Below are 22,588 nucleotides of genomic sequence, written 5' to 3' on the forward strand. Positions count from 1 at the left end.
TGTTTACTGAGGTTTATCATATCCAAGCTCTGACTAACCAGAGACTTGCCCAAAAAGGGTTTGCAAATGTATGAATATTTTTAAAAAACTCACAAGAATTAAAGCTTTTTTTGAAATTATTTTTCCTTCTTCTTTTCTTTGAATTTAGTAAGTTGTTTACGAATGGCATCAGCAGCTAAATCAATAGCTTCCTCAAAAGTCGCAGCTTCTTTTTTAGCAAACAAATATCCATTAGAAGGTATCGAAAGCTTGATCTCTGCCATCTTATTATCGACCGCCTCAGGTTTGGTCACCTTCAAAATTAATTCTGCTGATATAATTCCCTCAAAAAAGGTGTCCAGTTTATTTAGCTTTTTATTCGCAAAACTGACTAATTTCTGATCTGGTGTAAAATGAACTGCATTCAAATTAATGTTCATGTTTTTTCCTCCTTTAATTTAGGCTCTCGGATGAGCTTGTTTGTAAATGCTTTGAAGTTTGTCCGTTGTTGTATGAGTATAAACCTGGGTCGCAGCAAGATTACTATGTCCCAGCAGCTCTTTAACGGCATTCAGATCCGCTCCCCGATTCAACAAATGCGTTGCAAAGCTGTGTCGAAGTACGTGCGGACTCTTTTTTTCAAGTGTTGTTACCAATGTTAGGTACTTTTTTACGACTCGATAGACCAATTTCTCATAAACCTTCTTCCCCTTTTTCGTTGCAAAAAAATATGGCATTCCTTCGCCGAACTCCAATTCCCTCAAAACTAAATACTCTTCAATCAAAGTATTCAAGCTTCTTGGATAGGGTACAATTCTTTCCTTGTTGTTTTTTCCCAACACCTTTATCAGGTATTCCGAAAGAAAAATCTGCCCACGGGTTAAATTAACCAATTCTGAAAGTCGAATCCCAGTTCCATAAAACAGGCTCAGGATAAGCTTATCGCGAACTCCCTCAAAGTCTTTCGAAAAATAACCGTCATCCAACAAATGGTGCAAGCTATTCTCGTCAACAAAAATCGGGAGCTTTTTGGGAATCCGAGGTGTTATCACTCCATCAACAGGGCTTACCGGAATTATCTCTTGCCGAAGCAAGTATTTGTAAAAAGCTTTAAGCGAAGTAACTTTTCGAGTTACCGTTTTTGCTGTTAGCCCTTGACTCATTTGATAAACGACCCAGCTTCTGATCAATTTTGTATCTACCGTTTTAACATCAAAATCCCCGACCGTACTGAAGACAAACTCTTCAAACTGATCGAGGTCTTTCTCATATGCTACAACGGTATTCTTTGAACACCTTTTCTCGAATTTCAAGTATTTCAGAAATGATTCCCGATTTGACATTTAAAAACGTCTTTTTATTTATTGCAAAGGGAATCAGGCTAAAGTAATCTAGTCTTCTTCGCGTTGCAATTGTTCAATATAGATAGCCTTTTTCACTTCAGCTCTTCTTTCTACTGAAGGCTTCACATAGGCCTGTCTTCCACGTAACTCTTTGATTACGCCAGTTTTTTCAAACTTTCTCTTGAATCTCTTAAGGGCTCTTTCGATATTTTCGCCTTCTTTAACAGGAATAACGATCATATAATTTTAATTTTAAGCTGTTTAAATTTCGAGCCGCAAATTTATGAATTCTATGATAGTATTCAAATTAATCTAATAAAAAAATAAACATTTAAATCGTACTGCTCATAATCGGCTAGTAATTAAACAACTTCAATCAGTTTTTAGTTCTCAAATAGGGGGTGATTTTTTTGAAGTCTTCCTCATTCATCAAATTGTTTGATCGTATGGTTCTAACATCTTTAATAAATCCGTTTCTCGAACGGAAGTCTACAATGGCGTTTGCCTGATCCCAGCTTACGTATGGGTGTCCTGCAATCTCAGCAGCATCAGCAAAATTAACGTTTATCTTTCGAATGGTCGCGGTGTCTATTTTCAGATACGGAAGTATGTTATCAATAGTTTCCGGTTTCAAGCCATAAACTTCGTGAAGTTGCTCCAACGTATAAAAACCACCAAGAAGTTCACGGTACTTTACAATTCGTTTCGACAATACACTGCCAATACCACTTAACAATTTGAGGTCTTTTGCTGTTGCCGAATTTATTTCAAATGTTCTTTCAATCTCAACATTAGCTGGTGCTTCTTTTTCGACTATGCGGACCTCAGACTTCTCAGAAAAAAAGGAATTCGCATTCTCTTTTTTTGCAATTTGTTTCTTTTTAATGGAGACATAAGGATAAACTGCTTCAAAAATAGAATCATTCATCCCATATATTTTCCGGATATCTTCAGCTCGATAAAGGCGCCCTCCTTTTTTCCGATATTTCAGTAAATTCTGCCTAACTCTATTTGGTAAACGCAAACTATCCAACTGAATAGAATCGATCGTATTGGGATCAAACAGAAAAAGCTTTCCCGTTTCCGGTACTTCATATTTCTCCTTTTCCTCCAGCATCGCGATGAGCTGCTTAAACTTTTCAGGATCGGCTTCCCCGGGACTTTCGAAATAAAAGATAAGTTGATTGGCCAGTAGAAAAAATAAAATCAAAAATAGAAGGACAAACAAGCCACGTCGCTCATTTTTGGTAAACGTAAAATATTCCAGAATTATACGGTGTAGTTTCACTAGGATATTCTTTTGATCAGACTTTAGCGTTCTTCAGCTGAATAACAAAATCTTTTCAAAAGTTACAATAAAAATATTTAGAATAAAAGCTATATTTTCAGCAATCCTATTCCACTAAGAAACACAATGGCAATCGCAATGGGCGCAATAAACTTCACGAGAAAGATAAAACCAGAAAGCATTAATTCAGAGATGCTTCCTCCATTTTCAATCTCAGCTCGTATCTTTTTACGCCCAAATTTCCAGCCGATGAACAGCGAAATAAAAAGACCACCCAAGGGCAAAAGTAAGTTAGCCGAAATCCAATCCAACAGGTCGAAAAAGTTCAGATCGTAAAATGTATAATCTTTGAAAATACCCATCGACAAAGAACAAATGACACCCAACAAAGCAACTAGTGCTGTGGCAAAAATCGTTGCAATCTTTCTCTTCAATTTCAGTTCTTCGTGAAAATAAGCCACAACAACCTCTAAAATAGAAATTGATGACGTTAAGGCAGCAACCGTCAACAATAAAAAGAAAAGAATTGCAAAAATGTAACCGCCTGGCATTTGCTGAAAAACATTGGGAAGAGTTATAAACACAAGTCCCGGTCCGCTGCTGGGTTCAATCCCGAATGCAAACACCGCAGGGAAAATAGCCACGCCTGCTAAAATTGCAATCAGGGTATCAGCTATCGTAACTTTAACCGCAGTGTTGAGTAGATTATTCTTCTTGTCAATATAAGATCCATACGTGATGAGGGTTCCCATTCCTAAACTGAGTGAAAAGAATGCATGTCCTAATGCACTTAAAACCCCTTCGCCCGTTAATTTTGAGAAATCCGGATGAAACAAGAAACGTAAGCCTTCTCCTGCTCCCGGCAAAGTGACTGCCCGAATATTTAAAATGATGATAATTACCACTAAAACAGGCATCATTACTTTCACATTGCGCTCGATCCCATCTTTAATCCCGAGCATCACAATAGCGCCGGTTAGCACCATAAAGAGAAGTTGATACAAAACAGGCTGTACTGGAGATTCGATGAAGCTCGTAAACATGACAGCCAATTGATCCGGACTTTGATCTGCAAACCCATTTGAAAGCGCTGTGACGACATAATCAACACTCCAGCCGGCAACCACCCCATAAAATGCCAGAATCATAAAAGCAGCCCCAACACCTAGTATTCCAATATATTGCCAAAGAGATTTTGGAGCCAGCTTTTTAAAGGCTCCGAATGCATTGCGATGTGATTTACGTCCAATGATGAACTCGGAAAGCATGACTGGCAAGCCAATTGCTAAAATAAACCCGAGATAAACAAACAAAAAGGCCGCTCCACCATAAACTCCGGTTATGTAAGGAAATTTCCAAATATTACCCAGGCCTACAGCCGAACCCGCCGCTGCTGCTATTACTCCAAATGAACTAGAAAACTCTGCCCGACCTTTTTTCGACTGCTTTGACATAAACGATAAATAAAATGGAAGTATGTGTTTACTAATCTGATTAGCGGTAAAAATGCGAAATATTTCCTTTCACACAAAAAAAACAAGTGTATTGGCGATGGAAATTAATGATATAAAAAAAGACCCTCCAAAAATGAAGGGTCTTTACAACTATCTAATAAAAATTAGTTTCTTCCAATGCAGTTCAAATCTTCGAAAGCACTTTTCAATCGTGCAATCTCTGCCTCTTCGCCTTTACGAAGCCATACGCGTGGATCGTAATACTTTTTGTTTGGCTTTTCTTCCCCTTCAGGATTACCAATTTGAGCTTGCAAGTACGGACGATTAGCAGCTTCGAATTCACGAACGCCATCCCAATATGCCCACTGCGTATCAGTATCGATATTCATTTTGATTACACCGTATGAAATAGCTTCACGGATTTCGGCATTTGATGAACCAGATCCACCGTGGAAAACAAAATTCACAGGTTTTTCGCCCAAGCCTAATTTCTCAGAAATGTATTTTTGAGAAGCATCCAAAATAGCTGGTTTCAAAACTACATTACCAGGTTTGTAAACACCATGTACATTACCAAATGAAGCAGCAATAGTGAAATTAGGCGACACCTCGCTCAACTGCTCGTAAGCATAACAAACTTCTTCGGGCTGCGTGTAAAGCAATGCGTTATCAACATCAGAGTTATCAACTCCATCCTCTTCGCCACCAGTAATACCTAGTTCAATTTCCAGGGTCATACCGATTTTGCTCATTCTTTTCAAATACTCTTTACAGATTGCGATATTTTCTTCAAGAGGCTCTTCTGAAAGATCAAGCATGTGAGAAGAAAATAAAGGTTTACCTGTTTCAGCAAAATGCTTTTCACCGGCATCCAACAACCCATCAATCCAAGGAAGTAATTTTTTTGCAGCGTGGTCTGTGTGTAAAACAACTTTTACACCATAGGCTTCGGCCAACAGGTGAATTGCTTTAGCTCCGGCAACAGCTCCGGCAATTGGTGCTGCTTGTCCTTCTAATTTTAAACCTTTACCGGCAAAAAATTGTGCGCCACCATTCGAGAATTGAATAATTACCGGAGAGTCAACAACCTTAGCAGACTCTAACACTGCACTAATCGTACTTGACGTAGTTACATTAACTGCAGGCATTGCAAATTGCTTTTCTTTTGCAACTTTAAATAAATATTGCAAGTCGTCTCCGGTTACTACACCTGGCTTGATGTTATCAAAAAGTTTTTCGCTCATAGCTATTATTTTATTAAAAAATTAAACGGGATAATTTCAATTTGAAATCTTAATTATTTGATCGGCTGCAAATTTAAGAATAAAAAAACAAAAAACGGAGCGGCTATATTAATTGCAGGTTAAAACGGATAGCCAATAGCAAAGGTCAGGTTGAAATGCTCAGAAGAGATTGGATAATTCCCAATAATGGAACGTTTACCTGCTGGCAACGAAGGATCGCGAAGCTTCATTCCCAAGTCTAATCTGAAAATGAAATAGGTAAAGTCGAACCGAAGCCCCATTCCTGTTCCAACGGCAATTTGCTTATAAAAACTATCAAAATAAAACTGAGCGCCGGGGCGGTTATCCTTTTTATTGATGGCCCAAATATTTCCGGCATCCAGAAAGAATGCACCTTCAATTCGCCATACAAAGCGATAACGATATTCCAGATTGGCTTCCAGTTTAATATCTCCCGACTGGTTCGGATAAGCATTTCTCGGTGCATCGTAGGTTCCCGGGCCCAACGAACGAACCTGCCAAGCCCTAATACTGTTGGCTCCACCCGAAAAATACTTTTTCTCAAAAGGCAACACATCAAAATTGCCGTAAGGCATAGCAACTCCTATAAATGCACGTCCAACAACGGTATTGTAATCATCAATCATGTGCCCATACCGATACTCAAAATCACCTTTCAGATATTGAGCGTATCTCACTCCGAGCATTTCGTGATAGCTTGTTTCCACACCAAAAATGGTATCTACTGAAGTTTCTTTGGTGCGATTTAATAAATTCGAATAAGCAGAAAGCATATTACCGGCAGATTCAAACGACCATTTCATATAGTTGTAATCAGACCTTCGTTTCAGGTTTTGATTGTTGTTGACCTGCGTGTAGTTTAGTGCGAAAATCAGGTGGTCGGTAAAACTACTTTTGATGTATAAATCCCTAATCGAATTGATGAAGTCGTCGTTGAATTCGTATAAGTTTACAAAGTTGAAATCAAGAACATTCAGAAAATGCGACCGTACAGGCGACGACTTCCAGTTGTAGCCATATTTCAAATTAGTAATGGTTCGTGTATAGTCAGGCCGCCGTTGGTAATTAAACCCCAGGCTAAAAATTGTTTGAGGAACCTGATAGCTAAACAAACGACTGCGTTTAAGCGGATTTAAGAACTTCGGGAGTGTTAACGATCCTTCCAAACCAAATTCCCGGGTGTTAAAGTCCAGGTTTCCATCATCGCCAAAGCGTTGTTGTCTCTCAACCGCGCCCTTTAAATTTAGGTTAAATATCTCGGCACCCCGAAATAAATTACGGTGTTGGTAATTCAAATTTCCGGCTACTCCTAAATTTCCCGACGAGTTCGTACCTTCCAAGTCAACCGAAAAACCTTGCCGGGGTAGTGCAGTTAACTGAAAATTACTTTTCAATATGCCGACGGTATCATTCACAAGCGTATCAACCTCTTCGAAGCTAAGGTTCACAACCCGAAACTGCCGAAGCTGAACCAACGAGCGATAGGTTTTTTCGACGTTAGACAGCGAGTAGTAAGGATCATCCTCAATTCGATTGACATTGTAAAAAAGCTCGGGCTTGTGCTTCAGTTTATCGCGATATAAAAAAGTATAAGGTGGATCAAGCAAAGTATCCTGATCGGTTGTTTCTTTTGAACCGCCCAATGGTACCGACACAAAGTCAGGAGTAATCGAATATGATTCGACCCGATACTTTTTATGTGGTTGAATCGAGTCGACCTCATCCTCCAAATCGTTGTCGGCAACCTCAATAAGCAGATCTACCAACTTAGGGTTTCCTGTCAAACTCGTATCAGCCAGGTAAGTAATATAATTTTCTGAAAAATAGTAATAGCCAAAGTTCTTTAAGTGGTTGGCAATGCGGGTCCGTTCGTTGTTCAACACATCAACATCAAAAATATTCCCGCCGCCAATCAGCTGATCTGTCGTATCTCTTAAAATCAGGGACTCAATATTTTTATCCTGAATTTGATAGGTATAGTTTCGAATCCGGTAAGGAACTCCCGGTTCAATGTGGTAAGTAACGTTAACCTTTTGCTTTCTCTCTTTGTAACGAACGCTCGAGCTAACTTCAGCATCGTAATACCCTTTATTCTTTAAATAAAGTTTGAGCTGCTTTTTCGAACGCTCCATCATAAACTCGTCGTAAATTACCGGAGCTTCACCAATTCGCTTAAACCACCCTTCCTCTTTCTTTTCAGATGATAAATTATACAGACCAAGGTGAAATTTTATGAATCCTAATATTTTGAGGTTTTCCTTTTGACGAATCTGAGTCCGTAATTCTTCTTTATTGATTGACCGATTGTCAATTTCAACGTCGGTATCATTCAGTAAATACTTGCCGTCGGGAACAAATTTGGTGGAAGAACAAGAAAAGAAAGAGACTGTAATCAACAGTTCAATCAAAAATAAAAACAATTTTTCCTTTCTCATTTTTTCTATCTAAGTAGTGCGAATAATTTAGTGTCATGTTTCGAGTCTTTAACAATTTGTGATAGAAGCGAAACCGAAAACATCAAATAGGTCCGTGACCTTAACGCAGTTTACACAAAAATAAACACTATCGAACGCAAACAAATCGATTAGGCTTTTTATTTTTACAAAAATGTTTGCCAATCGCGATGCTAAGTAAAAACAAAATAAAATTCATCCACTCGCTCAACCGTAAAAAAACGAGAGAAAACGAAAAGTTATTTCTGGTTGAAGGAAATAAATTGGTTCTGGAAGCCATTAGCTCCAAGCTACCCCTAAAATTATTGATTGCTACTCCCGATTTTTATGCGCGCAACGAGCTGGACAGCAACTTAGCGGAGGAAGTCATTGAATGCTCAGCAGAGGAACTTAAGAAGGCCAGCATGCTTCAAACTCCTCAGCAAGCAATGGCTGTCGTGCACATGCCAAACAATGCCTTGCATATCGATCAACTTACCAACCAGCTTTCTATTGCTCTCGACTTTATTCAAGACCCGGGCAACCTGGGAACCATTATTCGAATGGCCGATTGGTTTGGAATCCGGAACATCCTTTGTTCAACAGACACGGTAGACTGCTACAACCCAAAGGTCATTCAGGCAAGCATGGGCGCTGTTTTACGGGTAAACGTTCATTACCTTGATTTGGAAGAATGGCTTGAAAAAGCCAACCATGCTCAACTACCTGTTTATGGCACTTTCCTGGAAGGTGAAGACATCTACCGATCAACGCTTTCAACCAAGGGCGTTTTAGTTATGGGGAATGAAGGGAATGGAATTTCTCCTGCTATTGCCGGAAAAATTAAACACAAAATTCATATCCCGGCTTTTGCTTCAGGTGGCGATGGCTCCGAATCGTTGAATGTGGCTACCGCTACAGCAATTTGCTGTTCGGAGTTTAAACGGAGAACTTATTGATTGACCAAGGATTTTTTAAACTCACTAAGCTTTTCAGGAATCAATCAAATTGATTCGTAAACGTTCGGTCACCGTCTGCCAAATCTATTGACCCGGTTGAATGTTCGTCATCGGGAACTTGTTTCAGGATCTATCAGCGGATTACGGTATCTTATCTTGACTCTTGGTTTTACTATCTAGCGTCTTGTTCTCATTGCTGTTGTTGGGGCGTTGCCCCAAACCCCAATTACTTTTTTGTCTTGATACCAAAAAGTAATCAAAAAAGATCAAGTCAAAGTTGTCTTTCCAGACGGGACCTGATTTTTGTCTTGACACAAAAACCAGGAAAAAAAGTCAAGGCTGACGATGCTTTTGAACGAAAACTACGGGTCAGTCACTGCCCGAAAACCAAACTCCTCCTTGCAGTCGTCAAACAAGGTTTTCTTAGCGAGTGCCATCGCTGTTTCCCTCCCTTGTTTTCCATTTCAAAACCCTCGTAGACCGGGCTTTTCGCCTTTCGGCGAAGCGGGGGACTTGGCTGTCCCAAGCTATGCGCTGGTCATCCTGAACTCGTTTCAGGAACCAGTCTACCCGAACAGAACTGCAGTTTAGTTAAACATGATCCGAGTTTGTTTAACAGCGACTGGAGTCACCATTTTCCTGACTCGACTTAGCCTTTAACCGACTGCAGTTACCTTTTTACCGACTCGAGTCGGTTTTGAATAGAATGAGTTCTGCATAAAACCGCTTTCGTTTATCTTTTTACCGAATGAATTCACTTCAAAGGTGAACCAGTTCGGTTTGGAACTGCTTTAATTCACCTTTTTACCAAACTCGCGCATCTCCGGGCTGAGTGAATGCTATATTGAACTCCGCGAGTTCGGTTTTGAAGTGGGGGGGGTACTTCGGAAGTGGGGTACCCCACTTCCGAAGTACCCCATGGCCTGTTAAATAGACCTTATTTTGAATGAAACTAAATTATCGCTACCAAAATTAATTATTCTGTAAAGTTAGCTATCTTGTTCCGCTGGATAACAATCCCTTTAAAACTGATAGAAGAAAATATAACAACCATCGTTGATGCTCACTAGTTGGGCACAAGCTTGAAAAGAGAAAAAATAAGAAACACCAACGCACAAAGCATAAGTTTTCCAGCCCTTCCCTACAACCGTCCCTTCACTGTCAAGCACATGCTTTTTTGCCGACGCACACTTTTGTGCTGATTGATTAAATTGTGCTAACAGAAAATAGTATTTTAGTAATTTAAACTAAAAACACAACGAACCCCAAAATATGAGCATAATTAACTTCATTCTGAAATCGAAAAAACCGACAAAGAAATTGACCAAATGGGTTACGAGTTTTTGTAATTTGACAAAGAAGGAAGTTGAGATTGTTGAGGAGAAATAATGAAAAAAAATCGAGAAATCTTTTTATTTGGTGCTGGAGCAGTTATTGATTGGAATGCTCCTCCGACTTCAGAAATAACAAAATTAATTCGTGAGTCTGGTTTTACATTAAAAGGTTCTAATATTAAGATAACGGAGTTTATTTACCAGCGCCTAAGAAAATGTGGTTATTCGGATTCTGAAGTGAATTTTGAAACCATTATAAATGTTATTGAAGAACTGATTGTTTATAATTCAGAATTTAATACAGAAAAATGTACACCTTCTTTATTAAAATCTTTTCTATCAGAAAATGACCTTTGTAACATTTACAATTACTCAATAAGAGGTGGAAAAAGGGAACATGGATATGAAATTCAAGTCACTAATGGACAAGATTTTTACTATTCCAGACCTGCCTATTTTGGGGAAAATACGAATCAATATTTTTTACAATTTTTATTGGCTGAACTGTTATCTCAAATTTGTAATAAAGTTGCACAATACTCCTGGAATACACCAAGTTGTTCCCATATTGACAAGGATTGTGATAATAGCAAGAATTTCAGAAATTGGCTTAAAAAAATCCACAAAACAAGTATTCTCCGGCTTTATACTTTGAATTATGATAATCTTTTTAAAAGCCTTTTAGAATCAGATGATATCCAATGTTTTGATGGATTCTTTAAGAATAAAGACGTTTATTCAAGAACTGATGTTTTAAAAATTTCCTCCGATACAGAATCAAACATCCATTATAATTTGCATGGTTCTGCCTATTGGAAAGTTCTTTCGGCTAGTAATGACCAAATGCCAAATCCTGAAATTGTACAACTTAAAGGAATCCATTTGCAAATGAATGATAGTGTAGCTACCATGCAAATTGAGAAAGGTAAAACTCTTCAAGTTTCAAATATTATAACAGGTTATCAAAAATCCCAAAAAGCAAAACTTACACCTTTCAGACAGTTTCATTCAGCTTTTGATAAAGACTGCTATACTGCGGATAGAATAACAATTGTGGGATATTCATTTAATGTTGAACATGTAAATGAAACACTGAAGATTGCATTACGATATAATACAAATCTTAAGATTGAAATCGTTGACCTTTCATTTAAAGAGAACTCAATGGATAAAATTTTTGCATCAAGATTTTTCACATTCAATGAATCTGATGACATGAATCCAAAAACGATTTCTGACAATATTGATAGTTATTTTGATGATAAAATCACAGCGTATAACATGCGTTTTTCAGATTTCTTAAAATATCGGCAAATAATAAAAAAATGAGCGATTCAGAAATACTACTTTATCAAACCGAAGACGGACAAACCAAAATTGATGTCCGGTTAGAAGATGAAACTGTTTGGCTTTCGCAGGTTCAAATGGCAGAGCTTTTTCAGACTACAAAACAAAACATCAGCCTGCACATAAAAAACGTTTTTGAGGAAGGCGAATTGCAGGAAAATGCAACTGTCAAGGATTACTTGACAGTTCAAACCGAGGGCAAACGCAAGGTTCAGCGTAATTTGAAGATTTACAACCTCGATGTAATTATTTCGGTTGGTTACCGTGTAAAGTCGCACCGTGGAACTCAATTCCGTATTTGGGCGACAACTCAACTTCGCGAATACTTGATAAAAGGTTTTGTACTCAATGATGAGCGTTTAAAAGAAACCGGGCACACCAACAAATACTTCGATGAACTGCTGGAAAGAATCCGGGACATCCGTAGCTCGGAGAAAATTTTCTATGCAAAAATCAAAGACATTTATACCACTGCTATCGATTACGACCCGGCAACAGAAGAAAGCCAGTTGTTTTTCAAATCGGTACAAAACAAAATGCACTGGGCAATTCACGGACACACAGCATCGGAAATCATTTACAAACGTGTTGATTCCGAAAAACAAAATATGGGGTTAACAACCTGGAAAAATGCGCCTCATGGAAAAATCAGGAAAACCGATGTTTCGATTGCAAAAAACTACCTGTCTGAAGATGAATTAAAAGACCTGAATTTAATTGTTGACCAGTATCTTTCGTTTGCCGAGTTGCAAGCAAGAAACCGGAAACCAATGTACATGAAAGACTGGATTCGTAAACTCAATGATTTTATGACATTGAACGACAGGGAAATTTTGGAACACGCCGGGACAATTTCGGCAAAAATAGCAAAAGAACTGGCAGAATCGGAATATGAAAAATATCGAAAAAACCAGATTAAGATTGAAGATGTACAGGAGATGAAGGAGCTAGAAGAAGGGCTAAAGAAACTGGAAAACAAAAAGAAAAGAAAGTAATAGGTGCCAACACACACCATCCCTTCGCTTTCAGGCACATTAAACCTCCCTATCGAATTTTGAGCAACGTATCGTTCAGCCCTTCAGCTTTTCGGTGAGTCCTCCGCCTTTTCGGTGACGGATCGTTTCCAAAGCCTACTATGACCTCTGCTGACTTCTCAACTATCCTTTCAGAAAAGTTGAGACCTCCCCAGGTAAGGGCATCTTCCTTCAGTGCTGACCTCGCGGTCAACCACCTTGCAGCTTACTAACGGTTCGGAGCGGTCCCCCGTCCGTAAGGGACTTACACCCTTTGGAATAATTTCACACAACACCTTATTATTTGCAAAAGAAAATTTGTATTTTAAGCATTTCTTCAGAGCTTTCGGTAAAGTAGTGCATCGAAATGACACATTGAAAATAAAAATATGATCATATCTTCCATCTTAATAATAAGCGGATTTGCAAGCCTAATTTTTGGAGCGAACTGGCTTGTTGACGGAGCGTCGTCATTAGCGAAAAAGAACAATATTTCTGATTTAGTTATCGGATTGACTATCGTTGCTTTTGGAACATCCGCACCCGAATTAGTTGTAAATTCCGTAGCTTCATTTAACGGACTTTCCGATATCGTTTTTGGCAACATCATTGGCAGTAATAATTTCAACTTGTTTGTCATACTCGGAATAGCAGGTTTAATTTACCCGATTACGGTTCAATCTTCAACTGCCTGGAGAGAAATTCCAATATCTCTTGTCGTAACAATATTGTTATTCCTGCTTGCCAATAATTTTTTCGTTACTCAAAATCCTGAAATCTCAAGACTTGACGGAGTTTTCTTACTCGGTTGCTTTTGTTGCTTCATATACTATGTATTCAATCAACTCAAGCAAGAAAAAACAGAAGTGTTAGCTTATAAAAACAAATCCAATTACAAGATTTGGGGATTAATAATAATTGGAATAGCCGGACTAATAACAGGCGGAAAATTAGTGGTTGACAATAGTGTAAATATTGCGACTGAATTGGGGATTAGTCAAAAAATAATTGGACTAACTATCATTGCCGCTGGAACTTCCTTACCTGAATTAGTTACATCAATAGTAGCTGCTTTAAAGAAGAACAGCGACATCGCAATTGGAAACGTAATCGGTTCAAATATTTTCAATATTCTGTTAATACTTTCTATTAGCTCGTTTGTGAATCCGATACCGTATAGTCCAATTTTTAACCAAGACTTATTGATCGTGAGTGGCGGAACGCTTTTTTTGCTAATTGCCATGTTTACTGGAAAAAGAAAAAAACTTGACCGATGGGAAGCTTTAATCCTGTTAGCCTTTTATTTGATTTATACCACTTACTTAGTTTGGAAAGAACTATAAACACGCACCAGAGTTGAGTAAGCCAGGGGAGTCTCACCATTAACTTCTCACAAAACCGTAAGTGAAGCTCCCATTCATACGGCTCTTATTCTGCAGTAAATTTCATTTCGTTAGTTGATAGCCAAATATCCAGACAATCACCAGTAGTTCAATTAAATTAGTGGTTGCAAATTTCGGCTACAGCCTCGGCACACCGCTCCCCATCAATGGCTGACGAAGCGATACCTCCGGCATAACCGGCCCCTTCGCCACATGGAAACAAGCCTTTAATGCGGATGTGTTGCAAGTCGTTTTCATTTCGGGGAATGCGAACCGGGGACGAAGTACGCGATTCAACGCCAACTGCCGTGGCTTCCTTTGAAAGAAAGCCTTTCGCTTTTTGATCAATTTGCTGAATACCTTCGCGCAAGCGGCCGGCAATTCGTTTCGGCAATTTATCGTGTAAAGCAGCAGCCATCAGTCCGGGACGATACGACGACTCCGGTAAATCAGTAGATTTCTTACCGGCAACAAAGTCGGTCAACCGCTGAGCCGGGGCAAACTGGGTATTTCCATTAATCATGAAACAAAGCTTTTCGACTTGCTTCTGAAACTCCAATCCGGCAAAAACACCATGCTGCTGATATTCGCGTAAATCCTCTGGTCGAACTTCAACCACTAAACCAGAATTGGCAAATGGTGAATTGCGCTTCGAAGCCGACATGCCATTAACAACCAATTCACCGGGAGAGGTCGCTGCCGGAACGATGAAACCGCCCGGGCACATACAAAATGAGTAAACACCCCGATCTTTCACCTGCTCGACAAACGAATACGTTGCAGCAGGCAAAAAAGGTCCTCGTTGAGCTTGGTGATATTGAATCGTGTCAATCAATGCTTGTGGATGTTCTACACGCACACCCATTGCGAAGGTTTTAGCTTCTAAATTGATCCCTTTGCGGTACAACAACTCATAAATATCGCGGGCAGAATGGCCGGTTGCCAAAATTAAAGCCTCAAAATCGTAGGAGCTGCCGTTGGCCAATTTGATCCCGGTGCATTGGTCACCTTTCAGAATAAAATCGGTCACCCGACTATTAAAATGAATTTCTCCTCCCGATGCGATAATTTGCTCACGGATTCCTCGTATCACGCCGGGAAGCTTATCGGTACCGACATGCGGATGGGCATCAATTAGAATTTCCGGATCGGCACCAAACTGAACCAAAACCTCCAGCACCTTCAGCACACTTCCGCGCTTTTTTGACCGCGTGTAGAGTTTCCCATCCGAAAAAGTACCGGCTCCTCCCTCACCAAATCCGTAATTGGAGTCGGGGTCAATGATATGCTCCCGGTGGATCAGTGCGATGTCACGCTTTCGGTCGCTTACATTTTTTCCTCGTTCAAAAACGATGGGTTTCAGGCCCATTTCAATTAAACGCAAGGCCGCGAACAAACCGGCCGGACCTGCACCTACAATGCCAATAGGTTGTTTATGCTCAACATTTTGATAGTGATATTTTACAGAAGAAACTTCAGGCTCTTCACCCAAATAAACGGTCACGCCCAAATTAATTCGGATCTGCCGTTGTCTGGCATCAATGGATCGCCGGCGAACAACAATGGAAGTGATATCGCTATCGGATGCACCCAACTTCTGGCAAATCACAGGACGATAAAACTGTTCATCCGACGCCTGTTTGGGAGTCAGTGATATATTGAGGTCTTTTTTCATGTGTTTATAATTGTTTATTTTTTGCAACACATGGAACTCGCTTTAAATAATCATGCTTCTGTGTGCGAATATTTTTACAGGCTCGTTTCAATTTATTCGAAATGGAAGCTTAAAGTGAATACGTTCGAACTCAGCTTTTCTATTGCTGAAGTATAATACTGACGCTGCGTTTCATCGGGTCCGCTATTCAATATATTTCCGACTCCCAGACTCACTTTCAGCTCGGTTGACAAGCGGAAAAAGCGCAAATAACTATCCCAGCCAATTCCGGCTTCAAGATAAAAACCGCCTCTTTTTACCCGTACTAAATCTTCAACCCCGGTTTTCGAAATATCTACTCTGAAAGCCGGCCCGGCAATCAGGTAAGGGCGTTGATTATTCAATCGGCTTGATTTGTATTTCACCAATAATGGCAAATCGATGTAAGTTGATTTAATTGAATAATACTCCTGCCGAGCAGAGCTTGGGGCATTGATATCGTATATCGGGACATTGTATATCAAGCGACGTTCCCCGAATGACAGGCCGGGCAAAAACCGCAAATCAAAGTACTCTCCCAGGCGCAGACTGGTTACAATTCCAACAGTCAGCCCGGGAACCTGCTCAGCAATATCAGCATGAACCGTATCGCCATAGGTAATTTCATTTCCGTCGATGTTGTTCCATTGCTTTGGCACAAAATCGGGATTTTCTCCAATTGGCCGGTAATGTTGAAACCGAAAATCCAGGGTATTAATTGCAATGGTAAACCCAAAGTGCAATTGCTTCTCATCAAAGGTTGTCAGGTTCTTCACCCGTTGAATTTGAGCGAATGAACTAACCGTCAAATAAAGAAGCGCTATGCTAATGAAGAGTTTTTTCACTGATTCTGATGAATTTATTGTCCTAAATCAAAAACCATCTAATTCTCAAAATATTGTCTGTTTCAGCATGTGAATCATCACATTTATTTTTGAGCGATGTATATTGTTGCAATTCCCATGGTCAATCTTCGTTGCCGAACCTGACGAAAACCGGTATCCGATAAAATATTCAACATATCCTGATCATCAGGGAAAGCCATCACCGACTCGGGTAAATACGTATAAGCTGAAGAATCTTTGGAAACCAATCCACCGACAAACGGCAAAATATGGAAGAAATAAAACTTATACAACTGTTTGAACGGGAAATATTTGGGTTTCGAGAACTCCAGAATAATGGCTACCCCATTATGATGGAGCACCCGATAAAACTCGTCCAACCCACTCTGTAAGGTTTCAAAGTTACGAACCCCAAAAGCTACTGTGATGGCATCGATCGAATCATCTTCAAAAGGCATACTTTCCGAATCTCCTTTCTGAAAGCGAATGAGAGAATCCAGTCCTAGCTTTTTAACCTTTTCCTCTCCTACCCTAATCATTTCACCCGATAAATCGTAGCCAATAATCTCATCAACATCCAATTTGGAAGTAGCGATAGCGAAATCGCCGGTGCCTGTAGCCACATCTAAAACCCGCTTTGGATGATATTCACGGAGAATTTTAACGGCCTTTTTACGCCATAACCGATCGATTCCCAGACTTAAAAAATGATTTAAAAAATCGTATTTTGCCGCGATATTGTCGAACATCTGCTCGACTTGTTGCTTTTTATTTTTATCAGAATTTTGATAGGGAGCTACTGTCATTCAGCTTGTGGTATCATTTTATCAATATAACCCAACGACTCATCATCAATACGAATTTCGCCTTTCGTAACATGCCCAAGTGTAAAAAACGGTAATTTCGTACTTTGCATAAAATCAACGAAATCATCTTCACTCTCCTGAGGAACACCAACAATTAAACGTCCCATTGATTCGCCAAACAAAAAGGCATCGCTTCGAATCTCGGCATCGGTTGTAATATCAAATCCAAGTCCGGCTGGCATTCCGGCTCTCATCAGGGAAAAGAAAAGTCCACCTTTTCCGACAGGGCTGGCAGAGGTTATCAATTGTTTTGAGATTAACGCTTTCATCGCTTCCTGTAAACGAACTTCTACATCAATATTAAACTGAGGAAGCGGCGAATCATACACTTCGTGGTAAAACTCAAGATATTCTGATGAATTGATATCATCGTAAGATTTTCCGATTACAAAAATATTGTTCCCCTTATTCTTCAGGTTATGCGTAATCACTTTGTCTTTATCTTCCACACTACCCATCATACTAATAATGATTGTAGGTGTTAAATCACCATGTCCGGTAAAATAGTCGAACCTGATTTTGCGATCAGCAACTTTTATATTGAATTTTTGGCAAGCATTCTCCAAACCCTGTTTTGCACCCGAAGCAATAAACTGCCCATTCGGATGAGCAATATTAATGTGGTACAAAAAAGCACTCACAGCTTCAGGTTTCACTCCGTAACAAGCCATTCTTCGAGCCGCCCGACTAATCAAAATTTCAATCGCTTTTTGAGGATCAGTGGCTAAATGATGGTGAAAGGCATGCGTTGTCATGGCCATCATCTGCCCATTGTCAGCAGTAAAAATACCAGTTTCATCCGAATCTCCATTGGCCACATTTTCAAGCTCCAATCCTTCCTCACTAAAATCATTAAAGTAGTTAACCGGGGCCAGGTTTGGATTGACCATTAGGTTAAAAACAATTTCATTAATATCTTTGGGCTCTTCAATCTGATCAATAGAGAACACCTCTTGGTTTTCAACTGTTTCAGCCATAACTTTTAATTCTTTACTTCTTATAAGAAAACAAAAATAGTCAAGTAGTTGATTTTTTCATAAAAAAAAGGGAATTTTAATTTCTCTGAAAAGACAGAAAAATACCATGAAACAAAAGATTGCGTTAATTACCGGAGCAACATCCGGCATCGGACTGGAAACCGCTAGAATACTCTCAGAAAATAATTTTAACCTTATCATAACCGGACGAAGAAAAAATCGATTGGAAGATTTAAGGCAAGAACTTGAACATGATCATTGTGTTGTCCTCTCCCTTTGCTTTGATATTCAATCAAAAGAAGAAGTTGACCAAGCACTTTTGTCTTTATCCGAAGAATGGAGAAAAGTTGACGTTCTGATCAACAATGCCGGGCTTGCAGCGGGCTTTGATCCGATTGACAAAGCTAAAACGGAAGATTGGGAAAGCATGATTGACACCAACATTAAAGGTTTACTTTATGTAACACATGAGGTGTCGAACTGGATGATAAAACGAAACGAAGGTCACATTTTAAATATTGGGTCGATTGCTGGAATTGAACCTTACCCAAACGGAACGGTCTATTGCGGAACCAAGCATGCGGTAATTGCGATCAGCAAAGCCATGCGCATCGAGTTGGCTCCCTACAACATCAAAGTGAGTACGGTGAGTCCGGGAGCTGTTGAAACCGAGTTTTCGCTTGTTCGTTTTAAGGGTGAAAAGGAAAAAGCCCAAAAAGTGTATGAAGGTTTTACTCCTCTTAATGGCCGTGACATTGCAGAAAGTATTTACTTTGTGGTGTCAAGACCGGCGCATGTTAATATTGATGACCTTTTGATCATGCCTACGGCGCAGTCTTCGGCAAGGGATATTTTCAGAAAATAACAGAAAATGACGATAAGCTCAACATATCTTAAAGAATTTACCCAACAGGTTTTTGAAAAAATAGGATGCTCTCCGGCAGAAGCCGAGTTAGCAGCGGATTGCTTAAATCAAGCTGATTTGCGTGGTGTTGATTCGCACGGAGTTGCCCGCCTGAGTGGCTACATCAGATTGTGGGAAAAGAAGAGGCTAAATGCAAAACCCGATATGAAAGTGGTTCATGAAACACCATCGACCGCGGTGTTGGATGCTGATTTGGCATTGGGACTGGTTGCCGGCCCCAAAGCCATGCAAATAGCTATCGACAAAGCCAAACAAGTTGGCAGTGGCTGGGTGGCTGTAAAAAACTCGAATCACTACGGAATTGCAGCCTACCATGCCATGATGGCGCTGGAGGAAGACATGATCGGCATCTCAATGACCAATGCCAGTCCGCTTGTTTCTCCTACTTTTTCGAAAAGTCGTTTTTTGGGAACTAATCCAATTGCCGTTGCCATTCCGGCCAAAACCGAACCTCCATTTATAATGGATATGGCTACCACAACCGTAGCAAATGGGAAACTGGAAGTTTTACAACGCAAAGGCGAAGATGCCCCATTGGGCTGGGCACAGGATAAAGAAGGGCAACCAACAACAGATGCTTTTACGCTGAAGAAAGGTGGAGCCATGCTTCCGCTTGGTGGCGACCGGCAACACGGAAGCCACAAAGGCTATTGCCTGGGCGCTATGGTCGATATTTTCTCCGCCGTTTTATCAGGAGCCAATTATGGGCCCTGGGTTCCACCGTTTGTATCCTTTCTCGATCCTCCAGCAGATCCGGTTGGTGATGGCATCGGCCATTTCTTCGGTGCATTTCGGATTGATGCGTTCCGACCTGCTGAAGATTTTAAAAGTCACATGGATAATTGGATTAAAACTTTTCGTAATGCTGAAACGGTAAATCCTAACGATCAGGTTTTAATTCCCGGTGATCCGGAAAGAGAATTAACCGCTGAACGTCAACAAAAAGGCATACCTTTGCAACAAGCTGTTGTTGAAGATTTAAAACAATTAGCTGCCAGCCTGGACTTAACTTTTAATCCGAAACAACATGCCTAAAACACTGGTCATAACTCCGGTTAAAGACTCGATTGAAACTACGCTTCAAACAATCGAAGCAATTCATGCGGCAGATGGTGATCATCTGCACTATGTTTATAATGATTTTAGCACGCCCGAGACAAAAAAGATACTTGAAAAGAAAAAGAAAAAGTTTGGATTTGAGCTGATCAACCTCGAAGAAATTACAAATACTCCATCGCCCAATTACAACCTGGTGCTTCAAATGGCACAGAAAAAAGCAATTGACTTAAAAGTGCCTTTGGTGATCGTTGAATCAGATGTAATTATCAAGCGCGACACCTTAGACAACATGTACGACCTCAGCCTGAGTACGCAAAATTGTGGCATGCTGGGAGCAATTACGACAGATGAATCAGGACAAGTTAATTTTCCGTATCTTAATTTCAAAGGAGAAAAAAAGGAGATTACAGATACATCACACAGTTTGAGTTTTTGTTGTACACTACTTAGTTTAAAACTTCTGGAAAGCTTTTCGTTTAAAGAGCTGTCCAGTGAAAAACATTGGTACGATGTATTTATCTCAAGAAAGTCGAAGTTACTCGGATTTAAAAATTACCTGGTTACAAATCTTCCGGTGGTTCATAAACCACATAGCAGCCGCCCCTGGAAGCAACTCAAATATACCAACCCGCTAAAATACTATTTCAATAAGCTGATTAAACGGAAAGATCGTATTTGATGGCTCTCATAAAAAACTACCAACGTTTCAAAGTATTGCTGCAGCTACTTTTTTGGCTTAGCAGTTTCACTTTTGCGTTGGCTTCCTTTTATGTTGCTTCCGATTTTCATTTCAACCTGGCTAAAGATACCCTGCGAGCATTAATTCTTAACACGGGCTTTGCTGTTGGAGTATACGTCAATCTCCGAATTCTTATTCCCAGATTACTGAAAAAGAAATTCTATATTTTTTATGCGTTTTGGTTGATTATTACCCTGGCTGTCTCGTCCTTAGTCATTCTGACCCTTTTCTACTTCTTGCTTCACTTTAACCGTCCGCGGTTGTTTTCCTCTTACTTCTTCACCACGGCTTTCTATGTTGGAGTAACGTCGCTGGTCAAGTTTCTGCACGAATGGATCGAAATGCAGGACATTTCGCTACGTTACAATCAGGTAGAACGTGAAAAACTGGAAGCAGAACTAAACACTCTGAAAGCCCAGATCAACCCGCACTTTTTGTTTAACTCGCTGAATAACATCTACTCTCTTTCGCTAACAAACTCCAAAGAAACACCCGGTATGATTTTGAAGTTGTCGGATTTAATGCGCCATGTATTATATGAGTCCCGGGAAAATTTCATTAGTCTAAAAAAAGAAATTGAATTTATTCAAAACTTTATCGAACTGCAACGTATCCGGTTATCGGGTAAAACAGATATCAAATTTCAGCTAAGCGGAGAACCGAATAACAAACTCATTATTCCTTTGATTTTTGAGCCCTTTGTAGATAACGCTTTTAAGCATGGGAGTAAGTCGATTCAGGAAAATCCCTTTATTCATATTGAAATAGAGATCAAAGAGCATTGGCTGCATTTTAAGGCAACAAACAGCTTTGATGAGACGAGCACCCATGCAAATCCAAAAGCGTCCGGCATTGGTCTTAAAAACGTACAAAAGCGACTCGATTATTTGTATAAAAAGGATGAATACGATTTAAAAATCAGTAAAAAAGAAAATATCTTTAGCGTGGAATTACAACTGACTTTAAAAACAATAAAATGATCAGAGCAATAGTAGTTGATGACGAACCGTTGGCGCAAAATGTAATTAAGCAGTTTGCCAAGGATATTCCGGAACTTGAAATAGTATGCTACTGTAACAATGCTTTAGAGGCCAACAGCCTTTTAAAAGAAGAACATGCTGATTTAATGTTTCTGGATGTTAATATGCCAAGATTAAGCGGCTTAGATTTTTTGAAAAACCTTACAAATCCTCCATTGGTCATTTTAACAACGGCCTATGCTGACTATGCTATGGAAGGATATGAACTTAACATACTCGACTACCTGAAAAAGCCCTTTTCATTTGAACGCTTTTATAAAGCTGTACAAAAAGCTGAAGAACAGTTACTATTAATGGCTGCTCACGACCACGAAGAAAACAATCAGGATTATATTTACATAAAGGCCAACAAAAAGGCGATCCGGGTTGAATTCAAATCAATAATTTACATCGAAGGTCTGGGTGATTACATTAAAATTCATTTGAAAGATAAACACCTGGTGACCAATCTATCTATGAAAAAGATGGAAGAGCTACTTCCTGCAACCGAGTTTTTCAGAACTCACAAATCATACATCATCCGACTTGATCAAATCCAATGCATTGAGGGTAATCAGCTTGAAATTAATGGCCGGAAATTGCCCATTGGTAATAACTTCAGACACGATTTTCAAGAATTGATCAACAAACATATTATCAAATAGCTGA

Annotated in this window: 20 protein-coding genes; 9 read left to right on the forward strand and 11 right to left on the reverse strand. The window is 39.6% G+C overall.

Annotated features, from left to right (window positions below):
- Positions 1-116: 116 nt before the first annotated feature.
- The 7 genes from hpf to tamL form a co-directional block, all read right to left on the reverse strand.
- A complete protein-coding gene (hpf, locus tag GR929_RS19730; RefSeq protein WP_159523121.1) occupies positions 117-419 on the reverse strand; it encodes a ribosome hibernation-promoting factor, HPF/YfiA family in 303 nt (100 codons plus the stop codon).
- 18 nt (positions 420-437) lie between these two features.
- A complete protein-coding gene (locus tag GR929_RS19735) occupies positions 438-1,322 on the reverse strand; it encodes a tyrosine-type recombinase/integrase (RefSeq protein ID WP_159523123.1) in 885 nt (294 codons plus the stop codon).
- A gap of 48 nt (positions 1,323-1,370) precedes the next feature.
- Positions 1,371-1,562 (reverse strand): 30S ribosomal protein S21, encoded by a 192-nt coding sequence (gene rpsU / locus GR929_RS19740; RefSeq protein WP_159523125.1) that lies wholly within the window; start codon positions 1,560-1,562, stop codon positions 1,371-1,373.
- A 136-nt stretch (positions 1,563-1,698) separates the two neighbouring features.
- On the reverse strand, positions 1,699-2,610 hold the full coding sequence (locus GR929_RS19745) for a helix-hairpin-helix domain-containing protein (RefSeq protein ID WP_159523127.1): 912 nt from the start codon (positions 2,608-2,610) through the stop codon (positions 1,699-1,701).
- A gap of 89 nt (positions 2,611-2,699) precedes the next feature.
- A complete protein-coding gene (locus GR929_RS19750; RefSeq protein WP_159523129.1) occupies positions 2,700-4,064 on the reverse strand; it encodes a sodium-dependent transporter in 1,365 nt (454 codons plus the stop codon).
- A gap of 164 nt (positions 4,065-4,228) precedes the next feature.
- Positions 4,229-5,308: a class II fructose-bisphosphate aldolase gene (fbaA, locus tag GR929_RS19755; protein WP_159523131.1), complete on the reverse strand. Its 1,080-nt coding sequence runs from the start codon at positions 5,306-5,308 to the stop codon at positions 4,229-4,231.
- A 119-nt stretch (positions 5,309-5,427) separates the two neighbouring features.
- A complete protein-coding gene (gene tamL, locus GR929_RS19760; RefSeq protein ID WP_159523133.1) occupies positions 5,428-7,764 on the reverse strand; it encodes a translocation and assembly module lipoprotein TamL in 2,337 nt (778 codons plus the stop codon).
- Positions 7,765-7,952: 188 nt separating this feature from the next.
- Between tamL and GR929_RS19765 the strand changes: the two genes are divergently transcribed.
- The 4 genes from GR929_RS19765 to GR929_RS19780 all read left to right on the forward strand — a co-directional run bounded on the left by GR929_RS19765 (position 7,953) and on the right by GR929_RS19780 (position 13,757).
- Complete coding sequence (locus GR929_RS19765) at positions 7,953-8,720, forward strand: TrmH family RNA methyltransferase (RefSeq protein WP_159523135.1); 768 nt, start codon at positions 7,953-7,955, stop codon at positions 8,718-8,720.
- A gap of 1,388 nt (positions 8,721-10,108) precedes the next feature.
- Entirely contained in the window at positions 10,109-11,383 is a 1,275-nt protein-coding gene (locus GR929_RS19770) for an SIR2 family protein (protein ID WP_159523137.1), read from the forward strand.
- Positions 11,380-12,396 carry a virulence RhuM family protein gene (locus GR929_RS19775; RefSeq protein WP_159523139.1) on the forward strand — a complete coding sequence of 339 codons (1,017 nt, stop codon included), beginning with the start codon at positions 11,380-11,382 and terminating at the stop codon, positions 12,394-12,396. The genes GR929_RS19770 and GR929_RS19775 overlap by 4 nt, the downstream gene beginning before the upstream one ends.
- Positions 12,397-12,803: 407 nt before the next feature.
- Positions 12,804-13,757 (forward strand): calcium/sodium antiporter, encoded by a 954-nt coding sequence (locus GR929_RS19780; protein ID WP_159523141.1) that lies wholly within the window; start codon positions 12,804-12,806, stop codon positions 13,755-13,757.
- Positions 13,758-13,914: 157 nt separating this feature from the next.
- Here the strand turns inward: GR929_RS19780 and GR929_RS19785 are convergent, their stop codons facing one another.
- The 4 genes from GR929_RS19785 to GR929_RS19800 all read right to left on the reverse strand — a co-directional run bounded on the left by GR929_RS19785 (position 13,915) and on the right by GR929_RS19800 (position 18,177).
- Positions 13,915-15,471: an NAD(P)/FAD-dependent oxidoreductase gene (locus GR929_RS19785; protein WP_159523144.1), complete on the reverse strand. Its 1,557-nt coding sequence runs from the start codon at positions 15,469-15,471 to the stop codon at positions 13,915-13,917.
- 92 nt (positions 15,472-15,563) lie between these two features.
- Positions 15,564-16,334 (reverse strand): type IX secretion/gliding motility protein PorT/SprT, encoded by a 771-nt coding sequence (gene porT / locus GR929_RS19790; RefSeq protein WP_159523146.1) that lies wholly within the window; start codon positions 16,332-16,334, stop codon positions 15,564-15,566.
- Positions 16,335-16,417: 83 nt separating this feature from the next.
- Entirely contained in the window at positions 16,418-17,140 is a 723-nt protein-coding gene (gene ubiE / locus GR929_RS19795) for a bifunctional demethylmenaquinone methyltransferase/2-methoxy-6-polyprenyl-1,4-benzoquinol methylase UbiE (RefSeq protein ID WP_159523148.1), read from the reverse strand.
- On the reverse strand, positions 17,137-18,177 hold the full coding sequence (locus GR929_RS19800) for an AIR synthase-related protein (protein WP_159523150.1): 1,041 nt from the start codon (positions 18,175-18,177) through the stop codon (positions 17,137-17,139). Before GR929_RS19800 ends, ubiE begins: the two co-directional genes overlap by 4 nt.
- Positions 18,178-18,283: 106 nt before the next feature.
- Between GR929_RS19800 and GR929_RS19805 the strand changes: the two genes are divergently transcribed.
- The 5 genes from GR929_RS19805 to GR929_RS19825 are packed head-to-tail and all read left to right on the forward strand — an operon-like array spanning position 18,284 to position 22,584.
- Positions 18,284-19,042 (forward strand): SDR family NAD(P)-dependent oxidoreductase, encoded by a 759-nt coding sequence (locus GR929_RS19805; RefSeq protein WP_159523152.1) that lies wholly within the window; start codon positions 18,284-18,286, stop codon positions 19,040-19,042.
- A 6-nt stretch (positions 19,043-19,048) separates the two neighbouring features.
- On the forward strand, positions 19,049-20,137 hold the full coding sequence (locus tag GR929_RS19810; protein WP_159523154.1) for an Ldh family oxidoreductase: 1,089 nt from the start codon (positions 19,049-19,051) through the stop codon (positions 20,135-20,137).
- Positions 20,130-20,840 carry a glycosyltransferase family A protein gene (locus tag GR929_RS19815; protein WP_159523156.1) on the forward strand — a complete coding sequence of 237 codons (711 nt, stop codon included), beginning with the start codon at positions 20,130-20,132 and terminating at the stop codon, positions 20,838-20,840. The genes GR929_RS19810 and GR929_RS19815 overlap by 8 nt, the downstream gene beginning before the upstream one ends.
- Entirely contained in the window at positions 20,840-21,880 is a 1,041-nt protein-coding gene (locus tag GR929_RS19820) for a sensor histidine kinase (protein ID WP_159523158.1), read from the forward strand. The genes GR929_RS19815 and GR929_RS19820 overlap by 1 nt, the downstream gene beginning before the upstream one ends.
- Positions 21,877-22,584 (forward strand): LytR/AlgR family response regulator transcription factor, encoded by a 708-nt coding sequence (locus tag GR929_RS19825; protein ID WP_159523160.1) that lies wholly within the window; start codon positions 21,877-21,879, stop codon positions 22,582-22,584. Before GR929_RS19820 ends, GR929_RS19825 begins: the two co-directional genes overlap by 4 nt.
- Positions 22,585-22,588: the final 4 nt, after the last annotated feature.

The sequence above is a fragment of the Sunxiuqinia indica genome (genome assembly GCF_009847015.1).
GTDB classification, from domain to species: Bacteria; Bacteroidota; Bacteroidia; order Bacteroidales; family Prolixibacteraceae; genus Sunxiuqinia; species Sunxiuqinia indica.

Excerpts from the sequence above, each read along its gene's own strand:
- GR929_RS19775 (WP_159523139.1), top strand. The coding sequence starts at position 11,380 with ATGAGCGATTCAGAAATACTACTTTATCAAACCGAAGACGGACAAACC.
- GR929_RS19820 (WP_159523158.1), top strand. The coding sequence starts at position 20,840 with ATGGCTCTCATAAAAAACTACCAACGTTTCAAAGTATTGCTGCAGCTA.
- GR929_RS19810 (WP_159523154.1), top strand. The coding sequence starts at position 19,049 with ATGACGATAAGCTCAACATATCTTAAAGAATTTACCCAACAGGTTTTT.
- GR929_RS19825 (WP_159523160.1), top strand. The coding sequence starts at position 21,877 with ATGATCAGAGCAATAGTAGTTGATGACGAACCGTTGGCGCAAAATGTA.
- rpsU (WP_159523125.1), bottom strand. The coding sequence starts at position 1,562 with ATGATCGTTATTCCTGTTAAAGAAGGCGAAAATATCGAAAGAGCCCTT.
- GR929_RS19735 (WP_159523123.1), bottom strand. The coding sequence starts at position 1,322 with ATGTCAAATCGGGAATCATTTCTGAAATACTTGAAATTCGAGAAAAGG.
- ubiE (WP_159523148.1), bottom strand. The coding sequence starts at position 17,140 with ATGACAGTAGCTCCCTATCAAAATTCTGATAAAAATAAAAAGCAACAA.
- GR929_RS19800 (WP_159523150.1), bottom strand. The coding sequence starts at position 18,177 with ATGGCTGAAACAGTTGAAAACCAAGAGGTGTTCTCTATTGATCAGATT.
- GR929_RS19780 (WP_159523141.1), top strand. The coding sequence starts at position 12,804 with ATGATCATATCTTCCATCTTAATAATAAGCGGATTTGCAAGCCTAATT.
- GR929_RS19750 (WP_159523129.1), bottom strand. The coding sequence starts at position 4,064 with ATGTCAAAGCAGTCGAAAAAAGGTCGGGCAGAGTTTTCTAGTTCATTT.
- GR929_RS19815 (WP_159523156.1), top strand. The coding sequence starts at position 20,130 with ATGCCTAAAACACTGGTCATAACTCCGGTTAAAGACTCGATTGAAACT.
- GR929_RS19785 (WP_159523144.1), bottom strand. The coding sequence starts at position 15,471 with ATGAAAAAAGACCTCAATATATCACTGACTCCCAAACAGGCGTCGGAT.
- tamL (WP_159523133.1), bottom strand. The coding sequence starts at position 7,764 with ATGAGAAAGGAAAAATTGTTTTTATTTTTGATTGAACTGTTGATTACA.
- fbaA (WP_159523131.1), bottom strand. The coding sequence starts at position 5,308 with ATGAGCGAAAAACTTTTTGATAACATCAAGCCAGGTGTAGTAACCGGA.
- GR929_RS19805 (WP_159523152.1), top strand. The coding sequence starts at position 18,284 with ATGAAACAAAAGATTGCGTTAATTACCGGAGCAACATCCGGCATCGGA.
- hpf (WP_159523121.1), bottom strand. The coding sequence starts at position 419 with ATGAACATTAATTTGAATGCAGTTCATTTTACACCAGATCAGAAATTA.
- GR929_RS19770 (WP_159523137.1), top strand. The coding sequence starts at position 10,109 with ATGAAAAAAAATCGAGAAATCTTTTTATTTGGTGCTGGAGCAGTTATT.
- GR929_RS19765 (WP_159523135.1), top strand. The coding sequence starts at position 7,953 with ATGCTAAGTAAAAACAAAATAAAATTCATCCACTCGCTCAACCGTAAA.